Source organism: Pedobacter sp. P26, assembly GCF_050632135.1.
Lineage (GTDB): Bacteria > Bacteroidota > Bacteroidia > Sphingobacteriales > Sphingobacteriaceae > Pedobacter.
The window spans coordinates 4,834,848-4,851,676 of sequence record NZ_CP192574.1 but is presented as its reverse complement, the minus strand read 5'-3'; the positions used below and the strand labels follow the sequence as shown (position 1 = coordinate 4,851,676).

Below are 16,829 nucleotides of genomic sequence, written 5' to 3'. Positions count from 1 at the left end.
ATAATAAAGCATTTCCAGCGTTTTTAGACACTGGGATTATAGTTTTATTCAACCGAAAGCCATAAATTCGTAAAATCAAAAAAACAACAAAAACAAATAAATATAATTCTATGAAAACGATGATTAAATCAATCGCGTTGCTCTTTACAGCAATTACCGTTTCTGTAAGTGCAATGGCTCAAGATGCTCAGCCTAAGCCAAGTCCCGCGGCTACAGCAACCGGAAAAGTTAAAGGTGCAACCATCACCATCAATTACAGCAGCCCAGCCGTAAAAGGACGTAAAATCTGGGGAGGCCTGGAAGCATTCGACAAAGTATGGCGTGCTGGTGCAAACGAGGCTACAACTTTCGAAACCGATAAAGATATCGTGGTAGAAGGTAAACCTTTGGCTGCAGGAAAATACAGCTTCTTTTTAATTCCTAAAGAAAGCGGAACGTGGACAGCCATTTTTAACAAAGAACCGAAACAATGGGGTGCTTACAAATACGAAGAAGCAAAAGATGCTTTACGCGTAGAAGTTAAAACCAAAGCATTAAAAGCAACACAAGAACGTTTGGTTTACAAAATTACCAAAAGTGGTTTCTCTTTAGATTGGGATAAAATTTCTGTTCCGGTTAATATTAAATAGTAAGATAAAATTATTTTCAAGCCGTCCTGATTTTACATTTGGACGGTTTTTTTATGCTTTTTTTGGAAAATGACTGGATTGTAACTCTTGGCGGCTTGTAGTCCCGCTTTCCATTACTCCCGACTTAACGTCGGGATTCATTGCAATCGGGTTTAGAACCAGGGGTTTATGCACCCTGCAGCCTAAAAAAATGAAATACTACTGTAGCCATCTAGCCCCGGTTGAAGCGTTTACCCTGCAGCAACGAGGTACGAGGCAGCGAAGCGTAAAAGCGAAAAACGGGAGGAAACTTCTTGTTTAGTACAGGCTTTGCGCTTCAATTAAAATCGATAGTTTTTTATAATGAAAAGAATAGATTGTGGTTCTTGGCGGCTTGTAGTCCCGCTTTCCATTATAAGTCCTCGCTTCGCTGTGGGCTTTTCATTGCAATCGGGTTTAGAAACAAGAGTTTGTACACCCTGCAGCCAAACAAATGAAATACTGCTGTAGCCACCTAGCCCCAGTTGAAGCGTTTACCCTGCAGCAACGAGGTACGAGGCAGCGAAGCGTAAAAACGAAAAACGGGAGGAAACTTCTTGTTTAGTAAAGGCATTGCGCTTCAAAATAAACAAACATATTTGTTAAAGCATTTTCTCCCATTTTGTAAAGAACCTAACACATAATATCAACTTCATGTTAAAATGTTATTTTAGGCCGAATTACAAACCAGCACCCTATAATGAAGTTTCCCTTTAAATTATTGGCCTTATTGCCGCTTCTTTCATTAAACGTTTTAGCACAACAAAAAGCACAGCATTTTTCTATTAGAACTGCTAAACCTGTTGATCAGGTGAATGTTTTTCTAGGCTCTTCTGCCGATCATGGGCAGATGTCGCCAGCTGCATCGGCACCTTTTAGTATGTTGAGCATTGGTCCGCAGACTTACCCTAAAACACATACGGGGTACGAATACCTGGCCAGGAAATTCGAAGGTTTTACACACAACCGGTTTGAAGGTGTAGGCTGTCAGGGCTCGGGCGGTAATATTTTCATCAAACCATTTTTAGGTAACGATCCGGCACAGTCAGAGCTGATTAAGGTTTCTGAAAAAGCCAGTCCGGGATATTATGAAGTTGGTTTTGAAAATAACATTAAAGCCAGTTTTACCGTATTAGGCAAGGCTGGAAAGCATGCTTATCAATTTCCGAAAGGCCCTAAAGGTTTTTACCTCGATTTAGGTTATGCTTTTAACGGTGCTTTTGTAGCTGAATCTCACGATGTGAACGGTAATACGGTAAGCGGATGGATTACCTCAAGAACAACCTGTGGTGCAGGTAAATACAAGATGTTCTACTATATGGAAATCGGCGATAATGTGTCATGGAAAGTAATCGGCGATCATAAAATGATTGCCATGCTCAAAGGAGCGGTAACTTCGGCAGGAATCAATATCGCCCTTTCTTCTGTCAGTGTCGAAGCCGCAAAAGCAGCTATCAATAAAAATCCGTTCAATACCGTAAAAGAACAAAGCAACGCCGATTGGAATTCAAATCTTTCTAAAATTACCGTAAATGGCGATCTGGAAAGTGCAAAGTTGTTCTACTCGCTTTTATACCGTACCATGCAGTCGCCTTATGTGATTTCTGAAACCGACGGAACATATCGCAATACAAAGGGTGAAATTCAGAAAGATAAAGAAATCCGTTACAACGGCTGGGCGATATGGGACAATTACCGTACACAGTTACCCTTGCTTTCGCTAATTGAACAAGACAGGTATGCCGGAATGGTGAGTTCTATTGCTGATCTGTATAACTCAGGTAAAAAAGATTATGCTGGGCAGAATGAACCCTCAAATACTGTACGCTCAGAACATGCCATTGTGGTTTTGCTTGATGCCTACCGTAAGGGCTATCCGGTTGATTTTAATAAAATTGCAGATTCACTAGAGAAAGAAGCAAATGGCCTGGATTATAAATCTCCGGATAAAGCTTTAGAATCGAGTTACGATAACTGGGCATTGGCAGAAATCTTCAGGATTTTAAAGAATAAAGAAAAATCTGATTTTTATCTCAATAAAGCACTTGAATACAAGAAATATTGGAACAAAGACTTTAAAGATATGACCAAAAATGATGTTGACCGCATGCAGGCCCGCGGTTTATACCAGGGAACCATTTGGCAATACCGGTGGTTTGTGCCTTATGATTTTAAAGGATTAATTGAATTGGACGGAGGAGAAGAATCTTATCTGGCAAAACTGGATGAATTTTTTGCCCGTGACTTATACAACCATGCCAATGAACCAGATTTGCAGGTGCCATTGATGTATAATGTTACCAGGTCTGGTTATAAATCGCAGTACTGGATGCATCAATTGGCGACTGATACGGTAATCCAGAATTACTTTAACGATAACAGCCGCGGAATCGGCAGTTACATCGGCAAAATTTACAGAAACCAGCCAGATGCTTATCTTCGTACGATGGACGATGATGCCGGAGCGATGAGTGCCTGGTATGTTTTTGCGGCAAGCGGTTTTTCTCCTGCCTGCGTAGGGTGGCCGATTTATTATTTAAACGTGCCTTTATTTCCATCGTTAAGCTATAACCTGCCGAATGGAAAGACTTTTACGATCGAAACTGAAAATTTTAGCTTGAAAAATAAATATATCAAGGCTGTTTTTCTCAACGGAAAGCCTTTTAAAAAGAACTTTATCACCCAGGAAGAGATTAATTCCGGAGGAATATTGAAAATCGTTGCTTCGGCTGTTCCGGTTAAAATTTCGGATACCGAAAACTGGGTTTCGGATCTTGAAAAACAATTTTAAAAAATTAATAAAAAAGGGCAAACTAATTCCTGATATTTCTGTTGTTCTAGTATAAATTCAAGATCATGGCACCTTTAAAATTAAGCGAAGAACAAAATGCAACACTAGGCAACAAAAACACCTTAGAACAAGTTAATGAACAGCCTTTAGAACTTCATCCCGAAGCGTATAAAGTAAAAGGCCCATCACCTGACAAGATGAAGACGGTATCGTCATCATTAAGGAACTATGCTCACGGTTTGTACGGATTGTTGTAAAAAACGCCTCCCAAAAATCTCATCATACCAGATTATATAAAGCAGCCAAATTTTGAAAAATTTGGCTGCTTTTTTATTAATTTGAAAGAAGTCAAGTTTTAAAAACTTGACTTCTTTGGATACAATTCCTACCTTACCCTTATGAAACTAAGCGCCGGAATATTACTCTTCAGAAGAAAAGATCAGCAGGTCGAATTTTTTCTGGTTCATCCCGGTGGGCCATTCTTTGCCAAAAAGGATCTTGGTTTTTGGACTGTGCCAAAAGGAGAATTAAATGAAGACGAAGAATCTTTAACGGCTGCCATCCGCGAATTTAGAGAGGAAACAGGCCAAAGCTTAACCGGGAATTTCATTGAATTAACCTCTATTATACAAAAGGGAGGTAAAAAAGTATTATGCTGGGCAGTGGAAGGAGATCTCGATCCTTCAACAATTGTTAGCAATACCTTCGAAATAGAATGGCCGCCACGATCTGGTAAAAAACAAAGTTTTGCAGAAATAGACAAAGCCAATTGGTTTGCTTATGCTGATGCCGTTACGCACATTAACGAAAAACAAATCGCTTTACTTGATGAATTAAAATTAAAGTTAAGCCGTTAATTCAAAATGCGAGATTTCCTTTTCGGCACCATTGATAATCATCGAAATCTGGTGGTCGCCTAAATGAAATTTACGTGTGGTAATCAGTACAAATTTTTGTTTTCTGATGATGTTTATTGTTGCACCCGCAGGATAAATCCTTTCTGAAATTTTATATACTTTTTTGGTGTTCTGCCCATTTTGTTTTTTATAATAAATGGCGTATTCCAATCTTACTTTTTGTCCGGAGGTGTTTTCATTGAGGATAGCAAACGAAAACTCCAGGCTTTCGCCAATCCTGATCTTGGGCGTTAAGATTTTGAAATCTTTTAATAAAATCCCTGCATCATCTAAACCATAATGTTTAAGGATATCAGCATGGCCCTGTTTAAGTAATGTACGACTGCCATGTTTAATAATAGCATCTGTTTCGGCACCCAAACCCGACCATTTTTTGGCCATATTTAAAACAACCTGGGGATGATCTTTTGCAATATCATTTAAGCTGTTGGCAACACTCCGTCTTACATATTCTGATGGATCTGTTTTAAGATTTTCCAGTATCGGTAAAATGGATATCGGGTCTTTTTTCAGAAACGGAATACCCATGGCCCATGGTAATCTCGGACGGCTGCCTTCGCTGGCGAGCCTTCTCACTCTATGGCTTTCGTGCAGCGACCATTGCTGCATCCTTAAAATCATTTGATTTTCGTACTTTAATATAAAAGGACGCACTGCAAATTCACAGCTTACGAACTGGGTGACAAACTCAAGTGCCTCAACTGAGTTTTCAAAATCGTTTATGCCATAAGTTTCAATATAATCTGGCAGGAACATATAAGCCAGTCCATCTTCCCCGATTCCCTGTATTCTTAATTGTGTAATTATTTTTTTGATCAGTTCAATACTTTGTGGGTAATCATCCGGTAAAAAACCATGCAAAACCTTCGAGGTATGTTTCATCCGCTCTTTAAGTTCCTTTGATTCAAATTCAGGAATAAAAACCGCTTTAATAAATTTCCCTTTATCAAATTTTGGAATGCAAATCTCTAAGGCATTGCTTAAACGATCATAAAAAGCAGGAGAGTATAAATCTTTCAGTAGGCTGGCCATATTTGCAAATTGCTTTTGTGTTATCAAAATTTATTAGCGACTAATTTACTAATTTTATTAGTATTTTGGTGCGTATAATTCGAAATAAATCATTTTGCGGTAGTATTTTTACCAACTGCTAAATAATTTCAGCTTTTTCTTTACCACATTTGTTTATCATAAAAACAACGACATGAACACTACAAAAATAGGTTGGATTGGCTTGGGCAATATGGGGATTCCAATGGCAGAACGATTGATAAAAGCTGATTACGCAGTTACCGTTTATAACAGGAGTAAGGATAAAGAAACTGCTTTGAAAGAAATGGGTGCATTGATTGCCGAAACGCCCAAAAATCTGATTAGCCAAACAGAGGTAGTAATATTAATGGTAGCTGATGATGCTGCAATTGAGCAGATTTTTAACGGACCAGAGGGCCTTTTCAGCGCAGAAATTTCAGGTAAAATTATAATTAATATGAGTACCGTTTCTCCTGCTATTTCAAAAAAATGGACACGCTGTGTAAAGAAAAAGGAGCTCAATATTTAGATGCACCGGTTTCTGGAAGTGTAAAACAGGCAGAAACAGGACAATTGGTGATTATGGTGGGTGGCGATGAAACTGCTTTTGAACAGGTGAAACCCATACTAGAAAAAATAGGTAAAATGGCAGTACGCCTGGGCGATACAGGTGCAGGTAATGTGGCTAAACTGGCCATTAATTCATTATTGGCCCTATATACCCAGGGTTTGGCTGAAACGGTAGTATTTGCCAATCAACAGGGAATTGAAACTGAAGACCTGCTTAATCTGCTCAATAATGGTGCTATAGCTAACACCTTCACCAAAATTAAAGGCGATGCCATTATAGCCGATAACTATAAGCCTGCTTTTGCCCTTAAACATATTGTAAAAGATTTAAACCTCGCCAAAGCAATCGGACTTGATTCACCTTTGGCCAAAACCGCATTAAATACTTTTGAGGCAGCAACCGCCAAATATGGAGAGGAAGATTTGATTTCCGTAATTAAACATGTTAAAGAGTAAAGAGCGCTTTTTAATGCTAAAGGAATAACCATAGGAGGTTTTGATGCTTTCTTATGGTTATTGTATTTGAATAATTTAATCTAACTATATTAGTTATCGCTCTGTTGAGATAAGAATTCGAGTAGGTTTTTCTGCATTATACCGTCTTTGTTTTGCCCGAGTAGGATATCATTTAAGGTAATAACATATTTTGGATAGTTGTCTTCTATTTTTAAAAGATTTCCGAATTCCCTGGTCGCAGTGTTCTCACTCTGTATAGTCAGGCAAACTTGTATGTACATCTTTTTGCCGTTTTTTTCTGCCACGAAATCAATTTCGTTGTCGCCGAGTTTACCCACAAAAACATTAAAGTTCTGTTGTCTTAAGTGTAAGTAAACTGCGTTCTCCATTAATTTATGGATATCTGCCAATTGATTAAAACCAATAATGGCATTTCGGAGGCCTAAATCTTCAAAGTAATATTTTTCTCCTATTTCAAATATTTTTAGCCCGCCCACTTCAGAGCGCTGAACTTTATGCACAAAAAAAGTATTGCTTAATGCCCGTAGGTAATTTATGGTTAGCTGGGTAGAAATATCCACCTTTTGGGATTTTAAATATTTGCTGATATTGTTGGCGGAAAATAAACTCCCCATATTATCTGCGAGATAGGTAACCAGATTTTCTAAAAAGGAGACATTACGGATGTTCTCTCTGGCTACAACATCTTTGAGCAATATTGTAGAGTAAACACTTCGAAGGTATTCGTATGGTAGGTTCTCTTCCAGCCCAATATTTGGTAAAAATGGCATTCCCCCATACTTAAGATAAAGCATAAGTGAGTCTGATTTATTTTCAAGTTGATGAAACTCAAGAAATTCGAGAAAGCTTAAAGCATGGATCTGAAAAACCATGTACCTACCTGATAAATGAGTAGCAAGTTCACCAGAAAGCATATTGGCATTGCTACCCGTACAATAAATATCGCAGGTATTTTTTGCCAGTAAACTCCGTAAAGTCCGTTCAAATTCTTTTACTTCCTGAACCTCATCGATAAAAAAATAGTTGTTTTTATCTGACGGGAATTTGTCTTTAAGGTAAGCAGATAAATCTTCATGTGTTTTAATGCGCGAAAAATCATCCACCTCCATATTGATGTATACAATATTGGCATCTTCATCGGTGGCCTTTATGTTTTCAATCAACTCAAGCATAACATAACTTTTACCTACCCGCCTTTGACCAGTAAGTACTTTAATTACTTGTTTATTGATAAACGGTATAATCCGATTTGTATAAGTTGGCCTTTTTATGAGTTTCATGTATATCGTATACTTTTGCCAAAAATATAAAAAGTTTCATGTATATCGTATACTTTTATGTAAAAATTAAAAAGTTTCATGTATACCGTATAAATATAGAATGGCTATATTTTTAATCCACCAAAAGTGCTGCCTAAAATTATGGTTAGTACAATTAAGGTGATTACAACATATAGTTTATCCTTTTCAAGTATAAAAGCAAACAAAGAGAATACAATGCGCATGACAGGAGTAATGATCAATAGCAATACGCCGAACTGGATAATGGCCATCGGCTTAAAAGTAAAAAGCCCCATAAAAATCCCATCGAAAGTGATGAATTCATTTTCTTCACCTTTAAAGATATGGTAATCAGGCCGGACTTGTGTACCGTTTTGCACCAAAAAAGTATGCCACCCAATAAAACAACCAGGCTGGCGGTGATTACACCAAACCTTAACAGTTTGCCTACAATTTTTTCTACATCGCGGTCTTGTATAGGGTGAGTTGAGATGATATTTTTCATTTTCATTTAAATTAAAATTTGTGGTGATAACCATTGTAAATCATTTCGAGTGCAACGAAAGTGATGGCGATACAGAAAATAATCCTCAAGGTCGAAGGATTAATTTTGGTCAATAATTTGGCTCCTGTAAATGCTCCGCCCAATACGCCAAGCACTACAGGAAATGCAATCCCCGGATCTATATAGCCACGTTGCAGGTAAACTACAGCACTGGCTGCTGCGGTTACACCGATCATGAAATTGCTGGTGGTTGTACTTACCTTAAAAGGAATTTTCATTGCCGTATCCATTGCCAATACCTTTAACGCACCCGAACCAATCCCCAATAAACCCGACATTACGCCAGCTACCGTCATGATAGAAAAGCCAGCGCCTACATTTTTAAGCTTATACTCAACCGGTCCGGTTGGTGTTGGGTAGCTGCTATTGAGTTTTAATACCGTTGAAAGTTTACTGCCCTCTGTTAACGCTTCCTGGTTCTTTTTTCTTAAAGTCATAGCTGCTGAGAAAAGCAAAACGCAGCCGAAAAGAATGGCTATAGTATTTGTAGGAGTATAAATGGCGATTAATGCACCAACTACTGCGCCTACGGTTGTTGCAATTTCCAAAAACATACCTAAGCGGATATTGGTAATACCTTCTTTTATATATGCGCTTGCAGCACCTGATGAATTGGCAATAGAAGCAAGTAATGCTGCACCGATGGCATAGCGGATGTCGACATGAAAAACTAGCGTAAGCAGGGGAATTACAACTACTCCACCACCGAGCCCGGTTAAGGAGCCTACAAGACCTGCAAGGTATGCCCCGAGGAGTAAGATGAGGGTAAAAGTTAAAATTGACATGATTTTATAATTTAATGATTGTTGTTCAATATGGTCGTGATGATTTCGCGGGCAGCATCGGCATTCCTGTTATTGATGGCCTCAAATAACGCCTGGTGTAAATAATGGCTCATCGCAAAATGTGAAATACCGGAAGGTGCACGTTTGGCAAAAAAATCGCGGATAATTACGGTGAAACTTTCATAAAGATCGGCGAGTACACGGTTTCCGGATGCACTGGCAATAGCCAGGTGAAATTCGATATCAGCATTGGCACATTCAGTTCTTGATTCGCTTTCGATAGCTAATTTTCTTTTTCAAGTGCCTTAATAATTGTCTCTAAGTCTGATTCTGTACGGTTTTTAGTGGCTAAACGAACAATTTCCTGCTCGAGCAAAGCCCGTACCTGGTTAATTTCTTCAAAGTCAGAACTGCGTAAACGTTGCTCAATAGGCTCGCTAGGGGTGGCATTAACTTTTGTTCCAAAACCTTGCTGTACGGTGAGGATTCCTGATAAGGTTAGCGATTTTATTGCCTCCCGAATCGTAGAGCGGCCAACACCATATAATTCCATTAAGGCTGGTTCTGAAGGAATTTTCTCTCCGACTTTAAATTTACCTTTATTAATATCATTCCTGATTTTGAAGGATATCTGTTCAAAAAGTCTGCTTTCTTTTTTCATGGTTTTGAATCAATAGCGCAAACATACGATGTTTATTTTAAACATCAGATGTTTTGTGTCTCATCAATATCATTTTGTTTTGAATGGGATCTCCGCTGATCTGAATAAAATAGTTTGATGATTGTAATAAAAAATTGTTTCTTTTCAGCCTTTTGTATCAAACTGGATTAGTAAATGGCATGCTTTTGAAGATGAAAGGCATAATGCAGTGTTTTAAAGAAGAATACTAAATTATTTTAATTGACTTAAAATGAGTATTTTAATAATGTTTATGAAAAATAAATAACCTAATATTTGTATCGTACGAAAAATATCGTACCTTTAAAATATGAAAAGTAATCAAACTGAAAATAATCTGCCTGAACCTACCAAAGCTGAATTAGAAATTCTTCAGGTGTTATGGGAGTTCGGTCCATCTACAGTTCGGTTTGTAAATGATAAATTGAACGAACAGCGCGAGGTAAATTATACCTCAACCTTAAAGCAAATGCAGATTTTAACCGAAAAAGGGATATTAAAACGTGATGAAAGCCAAATGAAACACATTTATATTCCTGTTGAGGCTGAGGAGAAAACTAAAGTTCAATTGTTGGACCGTTTCGTAAATACCTTATACAAAGGTTCTGCATCTCAGTTGATGATGCAGCTTTTGGGGAATGAGAAAACATCAAAAAAGGAAATCGAAGAGATTAAGCGGCTATTGGATGGCATGGACTAATCAACCAGAACAGATGTTAAAGAACTATAATAATGGAATTTAAATTAATCAACCTCCTGCCTGAAAACTGGCTTCATGCCCTTGGCGCTACCTTGTTCCATTCTTTGTGGCTTGGTGTAATTTTAGCTCTGCTGGCCGGTTTGGTCATGTTTACTACCCGTAAGGCAAGTGCTACATGGCGTTATAACCTGCTTACGGTATGTTTAGCTTTATTTGTTATTGCAATAGGTATCACTTTTTGTCAGGAGCTTCAACAACAGGCTAACCATGGGCAGTCGCAGACTGTTCATCAAATCGGAATTAACCTGCCAAAGGCAATTGGAGATCAACAAACGGTTACAAATGTACAGCAAGATATGTATTCCGGACTGAACAGAATCCTTTCCTTATGGAATGCTTATGCCTATCAGATTGTATTGGTGTGGTTCCTGATCATCTGTGGGAAAAGTATCCAATTAATGGTTGGTTTAAATGGCGTGTATCACTTGCGTAATCATAAAACTTATGCAGCAGGTAAAAAATGGGACGAGAAATTAAATGAACTGGCTCAAAAACTGGGTTTAAGCCAACAGGTTAAAGTGATACAATCAGGTATCGCCCGGGTACCCATGGTAGTAGGGCATTTTAAGCCTTTAATCCTGATCCCTTTGGGTTTACTCAATGGTTTATCAAATGCAGAAGTAGAAGCCATCTTCTCTCATGAACTGGCACATATTAAACGCAAAGATTACCTGGTAAACTTATTGCAGAGCTTTATCGAAATTGTATTCTTCTTTAACCCAGCGGTACTTTGGGTATCGCAATTAATAAAAACAGAGCGCGAGCATTGCTGCGATGATTTGGCCATCGCCTGTGTAAACGATCGCAAAAACTACGTTCAGGCCCTTATTGTGTGCCAGGAATTTAAGCAGCGTGCACCTGCTTATGCCATGGCCATGAGCGGGAACAAAGGTAGCCTGCTGCACAGAGCAAGCAGGATGTTATTCAACACCAATTCAACTTTAAACAAAATGGAAAAAACAATATTAACCATCGCTTTGGTATCGGTTGTAGTTTGTACTGCCGCTTTTAAAAGCGTTGGTAATGCAAAAACAGTTGCCAAAAATGAAATAAGCACTTCAATTATAGCTTTACAGGATACGACAAAGAAAAAAGCCAGGTCTGCTGAAGGAAAATCTGCAGATCAACTTGAACGGGAGATCAATGCAAAATTGGACAGTCAGCTGAAAAAACTGAATGAAAAGCAACAACAAACGAAAGAAGATATAAAGGCAATACAAGCAGATGAAAAAGCCAGATTAGATGATGAAAAAGCAAGGCTGGACGATGTAAAACAGGCCAAGGAAGACGCTAAGCAAGCTGTTATTGATGCTAAGCAAGCCGAACTGGACCGTAGGCAGGCTATTGCCGATGCTAAAATTGCCGAAAATGATTCGAAACAAGCCATTGCTGATGCTAAACAAGCTGCTGAAGATGCAAAAGAATACAGGAAATGGGCAAAAGAATATAAATCGAAAGGTTATGGAATAATACAAACGGTACCTCGTCCACCAAAGGCGCCAAAAGCACCGAAAGCTGCAGTTGCTGTGCCGGCAGTTCCTGCTGTACCTGCTACACCAGCAAGCGCTCCAACTCCACCAACTCCTCCAACGCCGACTACTCCACCTGTTTATGGCGAAAACGGCAGTACGAGGACCGGTTCACAGCGTATAGTGACCTCAAAAACCGTAACCAATGGTGATGGACATGATTATACCAACGATATCAATCGGGAATTAATGAAAGACGGCATCATCAGCAGCACCAATAAACTATCATACAAACTCAATAAAGATGAGCTGATTGTAAACGGTGTGAAACAAAATACCGACATTCAGAAAAAATACAAAAAGAGGTTTTTGAAAAATGACAGTCACTCGCTGATGTATAATTTCCTGATCGAAAACAATAAAAACTAAATTCTCAAAGCGCTAATCCAATCCCACATCATGAAATTTACACTCATGGCTTTTTTAGCCGTATGGATGAATATTGCCCTTACTTTTGCTCAAGCTCAACCACCTACATCCAGAATTTATGGACGTGTATTAGATGCTGAAGGAAAAAATATCGACTTTGCTACTGTAGCCTTGCTAAAAGATTCGGTATTGCTCAAAACCACTTTCACTGAAAAGGATGGCCTGTTCAGTTTTGATCAACTGGCTTATGGGAAATACCTGATTAAAATATCGGTGGTTGGTGCGCCGATTTATAAAACCGATACATTGGTTTTAGATGCGAACCATCAGGTTGTAGCCTTGCAGGATATTAAAATGAGCACGGGCGCCAATAATTTAAAAGAGGTCAATATCTCGGGGCAAAAAGCTTTTGTTGAACGGAAAATAGATCGGACTGTGGTAAATGTTGATGCGCTGATTTCTAATGCGGGAACAACGGCCCTGGATGTGCTGAGCAAATCGCCCGGTGTAAATGTGGATCAGAACGGGGTAATTTCGCTTAAAGGGAAAAACGGGGTAGCCATCTTTATTGATGATAAACCAACTTACCTGTCGGGTGCAGACCTGGAGAGTTATTTGCGCTCGCTGCCTTCCTCTTCGCTTGATCAGATTGAACTGATGACGAATCCGCCTGCCAAATATGATGCTGCCGGCAACGGAGGGGTAATCAATATCAAAACTAAAAAAACCAAAACTGCTGGGTTTAATGGAGGCATTAACCTGAGTTTAAATCAAGGCGAGCTAACGCGTTCGAACAACAGTTTTAACTTTAATTACCGTAAGGATAAAATCAATGTTTTTGGGAATTTAAGTTATAACCTCAACAACAGTTTTACCGATCTGGACCTGAACCGAAAATATAAAAATGAGGATGGTAGTGCCAAATCCTACTTTAATCAGAATTCTTATTTTCGCAGGCATGGCAATATGCTAAACCTGAAAACAGGACTTGATTATTATGCTTCAGATAATACGACCTGGGGTGTGGTGTTGACAGGTATGAACCGGATTTCTAAACAGGTAAACAACAATACCAGTAATTTATCCAATGCATCAATGCAGCTCGATTCGGTAATCAGGGCCGAAAATATTGACCAGATTAAATACCAGAATGCGGGGATAAACTTAAATTACAGGCATAAGTTTAAACAGGCCGGCAGGGAACTTACATTTGATGCGGATTACCTGCTTTACAGCAACCAAACAGATCAGACCTATTACAATTTCAGTTACCTGCCGAATGGCGCATTAAAATATCAGGACGTATTAACGGGTAACCTGCCTTCTAATATTGATATCTATACGGCTAAAATGGATTATTCGCATCCTTTGGAAAATAAGTGGAAGCTGGATGCGGGTGTTAAAACAGCTTATACCAAAACGGATAATATAGCCGATTACTTTAATACCTCAAATGGAAAAACCAGTGCCGATTACGAAAAGAGCAATCACTTTTTATATGAGGAGAATATCAATGCGGTTTACCTGAATATGAGCCGGGAAGGGAAGCGGTTTTCACTCCAGGCTGGCCTAAGGTATGAAAATACGGTTTCTAACGGGCGTCAATTAGGCAATCTGATCAAACCTGATTCGAGTTTTAAAAGAACCTATAACAGTTTGTTCCCGACGGTTTATTTTTCTTATAAACTGGATACTGCCGGAAATAATGAGTTGGGCTTAAATTATGGACGTAGGATCGATCGTCCGTATTACCAGGATCTGAACCCATTTTTCTCTCCATTGGATAAATTTACTTATTATGTTGGAAATCCATTCTTAAAGCCATCATTTACACAAAGTTTAGAGCTTTCGCACACCTATAAAAATAAAATCACCACCACTTTAGGTTACGGCTGGGTGAGGGATGAGGTGAACGAAACCATAGAGATTGTAGATGGTACGTATTACAGCAGGCCAGCTAACGTGGGCAAAACCACGGTAGCCAATATTTCGGTAAATGCAGAGATCGACCTTACCAAATGGGTTAAACTGAATGCCTATGTGGAGTATGCAAAAATAGTTTCGAAAACAGATTTTTATACGGGCTTTCTGGTTACCTATGGAAGTTACTTAAAGGCAAATCCAAATCTGCAGTTCAAAATCAGTCCAACATGGAATGCTGAGGTCAATATGCGTTATCAAAGTAAGCTATCTAACGTACAGTTCTTTTTGGGAGAAGTGCATGAGTTTGGCGCAGCGGTGCAGAAAAAACTCTCATCAAAAAGCACATTGAAGTTAACCGCGAACGATATATTCAGGACCAGGGTTTACAATGGGGTAATTAATAACCTGGCAAATACAGAAGCAAACTGGGTTAACCGTCAGGATTCGAGATCGGTTGTGGTGAGTTATAGTTACCGTTTTGGTAAGGCTTTTTCTTCGCCGGCAAAACACGAATCTTCTGGTGCAGATGCAGAAAAGAACAGGGTAAAGAATTAACTAAATAGATCGTCATCCCGATGCGATAGCTATTGCATGGAGCGTAGCGTTATGGATCTGCTGCGATTTGTACCAGTTTCTTGTTGTTTTGACCACCTAAGCCACTTGAGGGAAGCTAAGTTTAACTCGAAAATAGGACAAATCAAGAACAATCAATTTCCATATTCTCCGGGGCCCCGTGGTAAAAATAAGAATGGTTCGTGGGGATACGAACCATGGCTGCAGACGAAAAATTGTGATTGTAAAGCCAATTTTTCATTGGCTTTTTTGGAAAGCAATGTCTGTGGTGCTTAGGTTATGCTAGTCCCGCCCTTTTCTTAATTCCGTGAAGGACGGAATAACGCTGTCGGTCGGGTTTATTTCACCCTAGACAGTAGTACTGTTTAAGCCCTTTAAACCCGATCGGAGCGGGATGCCGATTTCTTCAATCGGCAGAAGCGGGAGCGGGACTGTTTTAGCCAAAGAATTTCTGTAATTGCTTTTCCAAAAAGATTAAAATATTAGCTTGCATCGAGCAATGGTGGGTACATGCTTCTCTAAATACCAGATCCAATTTTCTAAACAAACTGATTCAATACCAATACCCCAACAAGGCCCAAAACAGAAACCAAACTTTCCATCATGGTCCAGGTGCTAAAAGTTTCTTTCAGGTTCAGGTTAAAATATTCTTTAAACATCCAGAAACCGGTATCGTTTACGTGAGAAAACATTAAACTTCCGGCACCGACTGATAATACCATTAACTCCGGCGGTGCTCCGGGGCCAATTAACGGGAGTACCATTCCTGAAGCAGTTAAGGCGGCTACTGTTGCCGAACCTAAGGTTACCCTCAGTGATGCGGTAATTAACCATGCCAGTAATAATGGAGATAAATTTAGGCTGCCAGTAAGTTGTTTCACCGTTTCGCCCATACCACTATCGATCAAAATCTGTTTAAAGGCACCGCCAGCTCCAATAATAAGGATAATCATCGCAATACTTTTAACGCCTTCGGCACAAGATTCCATGGCTTTTGCAATAGAAGTTTTTGGAGTGCCAATGCAATAATAACCGAAATTAATAGGGCTGCGGTAGGATCGGCTAAAAATATAAATAATGGTTTACCGATATAATCTATCCTGATGCTGTTCCCAATGGTTCCGGCGATGATTAAGAATACTGGCAGCAATGCCGTAATAAAACTCCTTGAAGCCGAAGGAAGGTTTTCTTCTGCTTCAATGTTAAAGTTGTTAACTGTTCCCGACTGATTTCGTTTGAGAATCAATCGTGGAAAATAGATTCCGGCAATAACCGCAATAGGTACGCTTAAAGTTAAGCCGTAAATTAATGTTTTACCAATATCGGCATGAAAAATTCCGGCTAAAGCAACAGGTCCGGGGTGAGGGGGTAAAAAACCATGTGTGACCGAAAGGGCAGTAGCCATTGGGATACCAATGTATAATTTTGATAGCCCTGTTGTGGCTGAAATGGCAAAAACCAACGGGATTAACACCACGAAACCGGCATTGTAAAATAAAGGAATCCCCACTAATAAGCCGGTTAACAGCACAGCCCATTGAATGTTCTTTTTGCCAAAGGCCCCAATTAATATGAAAACGATTTTTTTGCCGATCCGCTGTCTTCAATCAATTTGCCCATCATTGCGCCTAGTGCCAAAACCATTACCATGCTGCCCAGTGTGGAACCTATACCATTGCTAATGGAGTTCATTACCTTTGTAGCAGGCATCCCCAATAAAAGCCCTGTAATAATCGCCACAGCAATCAGGGCAATCATTGGGTTAATCTTTTTCAAGATCATCACGAAAAGCAACAGGATGCCGAAGAGTAGGATAAGTAATGACATTTGGTTAGGGTTTAGGTAAATGTGATTAAATGTAGCTTTTACCACAGATGCACACAGATAAACACCGATTTTAATATTATCTGTGTCTATTTTTCATTTTTTTAG

At 39.2% G+C, this 16,829-nt stretch carries 14 protein-coding genes and 2 pseudogenes; 9 read left to right on the top strand and 7 right to left on the bottom strand.

The features are described 5' to 3' along the window. Nucleotides 1–110 precede the first annotated feature (110 nt). From ACQ86H_RS22570 to ACQ86H_RS22555, 4 genes are all read left to right on the top strand, one after another. Nucleotides 111–629: a DUF2911 domain-containing protein gene (locus tag ACQ86H_RS22570; RefSeq protein ID WP_138820420.1), complete on the top strand. Its 519-nt coding sequence runs from the start codon at nucleotides 111–113 to the stop codon at nucleotides 627–629. 718 nt (nucleotides 630–1,347) lie between these two features. Beyond that, nucleotides 1,348–3,438 (top strand): glycoside hydrolase domain-containing protein, encoded by a 2,091-nt coding sequence (locus tag ACQ86H_RS22565; protein WP_431292567.1) that lies wholly within the window; start codon nucleotides 1,348–1,350, stop codon nucleotides 3,436–3,438. A gap of 65 nt (nucleotides 3,439–3,503) precedes the next feature. After that, nucleotides 3,504–3,695: a hypothetical protein gene (locus ACQ86H_RS22560; protein ID WP_138820422.1), complete on the top strand. Its 192-nt coding sequence runs from the start codon at nucleotides 3,504–3,506 to the stop codon at nucleotides 3,693–3,695. A gap of 141 nt (nucleotides 3,696–3,836) precedes the next feature. Then, a complete protein-coding gene (locus tag ACQ86H_RS22555; RefSeq protein ID WP_431292566.1) occupies nucleotides 3,837–4,295 on the top strand; it encodes an NUDIX domain-containing protein in 459 nt (152 codons plus the stop codon). Here the strand turns inward: ACQ86H_RS22555 and ACQ86H_RS22550 are convergent. Beyond that, the gene (locus ACQ86H_RS22550; RefSeq protein WP_431292565.1) at nucleotides 4,284–5,387 is read right to left on the bottom strand and encodes a DNA alkylation repair protein; all 1,104 of its coding nucleotides are present in this window, start codon (nucleotides 5,385–5,387) and stop codon (nucleotides 4,284–4,286) included. The genes ACQ86H_RS22555 and ACQ86H_RS22550 overlap by 12 nt on opposite strands. A 172-nt stretch (nucleotides 5,388–5,559) precedes the next feature. Here ACQ86H_RS22550 and ACQ86H_RS22545 point away from each other — a divergent pair. Next, nucleotides 5,560–5,981: pseudogene (locus ACQ86H_RS22545) on the top strand (NAD(P)-dependent oxidoreductase); the annotation flags it as partial. Then, nucleotides 5,970–6,413 carry an NAD(P)-dependent oxidoreductase gene (locus ACQ86H_RS22540; RefSeq protein WP_431295448.1) on the top strand — a complete coding sequence of 148 codons (444 nt, stop codon included), beginning with the start codon at nucleotides 5,970–5,972 and terminating at the stop codon, nucleotides 6,411–6,413. The pseudogene ACQ86H_RS22545 and the gene ACQ86H_RS22540, both read left to right, overlap by 12 nt. 89 nt (nucleotides 6,414–6,502) lie before the next feature. Here ACQ86H_RS22540 and ACQ86H_RS22535 read toward each other — a convergent pair whose 3' ends face one another. The 5 genes from ACQ86H_RS22535 to ACQ86H_RS22515 form a co-directional block, all read right to left on the bottom strand. Then, on the bottom strand, nucleotides 6,503–7,714 hold the full coding sequence (locus ACQ86H_RS22535) for an ATP-binding protein (RefSeq protein ID WP_431292564.1): 1,212 nt from the start codon (nucleotides 7,712–7,714) through the stop codon (nucleotides 6,503–6,505). Nucleotides 7,715–7,818: 104 nt separating this feature from the next. After that, nucleotides 7,819–8,094: a DUF1634 domain-containing protein gene (locus ACQ86H_RS22530; RefSeq protein WP_431292563.1), complete on the bottom strand. Its 276-nt coding sequence runs from the start codon at nucleotides 8,092–8,094 to the stop codon at nucleotides 7,819–7,821. A 136-nt stretch (nucleotides 8,095–8,230) separates the two neighbouring features. Further along, a complete protein-coding gene (locus tag ACQ86H_RS22525) occupies nucleotides 8,231–9,064 on the bottom strand; it encodes a sulfite exporter TauE/SafE family protein (RefSeq protein ID WP_431292562.1) in 834 nt (277 codons plus the stop codon). An 11-nt stretch (nucleotides 9,065–9,075) separates the two neighbouring features. After that, a complete protein-coding gene (locus ACQ86H_RS22520) occupies nucleotides 9,076–9,288 on the bottom strand; it encodes an FCD domain-containing protein (protein WP_431295447.1) in 213 nt (70 codons plus the stop codon). A 59-nt stretch (nucleotides 9,289–9,347) separates the two neighbouring features. Beyond that, on the bottom strand, nucleotides 9,348–9,725 hold the full coding sequence (locus tag ACQ86H_RS22515; RefSeq protein WP_431292561.1) for a FadR/GntR family transcriptional regulator: 378 nt from the start codon (nucleotides 9,723–9,725) through the stop codon (nucleotides 9,348–9,350). Nucleotides 9,726–10,053: 328 nt separating this feature from the next. Here ACQ86H_RS22515 and ACQ86H_RS22510 point away from each other — a divergent pair, with 328 nt between their 5' ends. From ACQ86H_RS22510 to ACQ86H_RS22500, 3 genes are read left to right on the top strand one after another with little or no spacing between them, the layout of a single operon-like run. Beyond that, nucleotides 10,054–10,443, top strand: coding sequence for a BlaI/MecI/CopY family transcriptional regulator (locus ACQ86H_RS22510; protein WP_138820429.1), 390 nt, complete (start codon nucleotides 10,054–10,056; stop codon nucleotides 10,441–10,443). A gap of 32 nt (nucleotides 10,444–10,475) precedes the next feature. Continuing rightward, a complete protein-coding gene (locus ACQ86H_RS22505) occupies nucleotides 10,476–12,401 on the top strand; it encodes a M56 family metallopeptidase (RefSeq protein ID WP_431292560.1) in 1,926 nt (641 codons plus the stop codon). Nucleotides 12,402–12,431: 30 nt separating this feature from the next. After that, the gene (locus ACQ86H_RS22500; RefSeq protein ID WP_431292559.1) at nucleotides 12,432–14,879 is read left to right on the top strand and encodes an outer membrane beta-barrel protein; all 2,448 of its coding nucleotides are present in this window, start codon (nucleotides 12,432–12,434) and stop codon (nucleotides 14,877–14,879) included. Between the two features lie 557 nt (nucleotides 14,880–15,436). On the opposite strand, the pseudogene ACQ86H_RS22495 reads toward ACQ86H_RS22500, so the two are convergent. Continuing rightward, nucleotides 15,437–16,679: pseudogene (locus ACQ86H_RS22495) on the bottom strand (gluconate:H+ symporter). Between the last annotated feature and the right edge of the window lie 150 nt (nucleotides 16,680–16,829).

Excerpts from the sequence above, each read along its gene's own strand:
- ACQ86H_RS22570 (WP_138820420.1), top strand. The coding sequence starts at position 111 with ATGAAAACGATGATTAAATCAATCGCGTTGCTCTTTACAGCAATTACC.
- ACQ86H_RS22565 (WP_431292567.1), top strand. The coding sequence starts at position 1,348 with ATGAAGTTTCCCTTTAAATTATTGGCCTTATTGCCGCTTCTTTCATTA.
- ACQ86H_RS22560 (WP_138820422.1), top strand. The coding sequence starts at position 3,504 with ATGGCACCTTTAAAATTAAGCGAAGAACAAAATGCAACACTAGGCAAC.
- ACQ86H_RS22555 (WP_431292566.1), top strand. The coding sequence starts at position 3,837 with ATGAAACTAAGCGCCGGAATATTACTCTTCAGAAGAAAAGATCAGCAG.
- ACQ86H_RS22550 (WP_431292565.1), bottom strand. The coding sequence starts at position 5,387 with ATGGCCAGCCTACTGAAAGATTTATACTCTCCTGCTTTTTATGATCGT.
- ACQ86H_RS22540 (WP_431295448.1), top strand. The coding sequence starts at position 5,970 with ATGGTGGGTGGCGATGAAACTGCTTTTGAACAGGTGAAACCCATACTA.
- ACQ86H_RS22535 (WP_431292564.1), bottom strand. The coding sequence starts at position 7,714 with ATGAAACTCATAAAAAGGCCAACTTATACAAATCGGATTATACCGTTT.
- ACQ86H_RS22525 (WP_431292562.1), bottom strand. The coding sequence starts at position 9,064 with ATGTCAATTTTAACTTTTACCCTCATCTTACTCCTCGGGGCATACCTT.
- ACQ86H_RS22515 (WP_431292561.1), bottom strand. The coding sequence starts at position 9,725 with ATGAAAAAAGAAAGCAGACTTTTTGAACAGATATCCTTCAAAATCAGG.
- ACQ86H_RS22510 (WP_138820429.1), top strand. The coding sequence starts at position 10,054 with ATGAAAAGTAATCAAACTGAAAATAATCTGCCTGAACCTACCAAAGCT.
- ACQ86H_RS22505 (WP_431292560.1), top strand. The coding sequence starts at position 10,476 with ATGGAATTTAAATTAATCAACCTCCTGCCTGAAAACTGGCTTCATGCC.
- ACQ86H_RS22500 (WP_431292559.1), top strand. The coding sequence starts at position 12,432 with ATGAAATTTACACTCATGGCTTTTTTAGCCGTATGGATGAATATTGCC.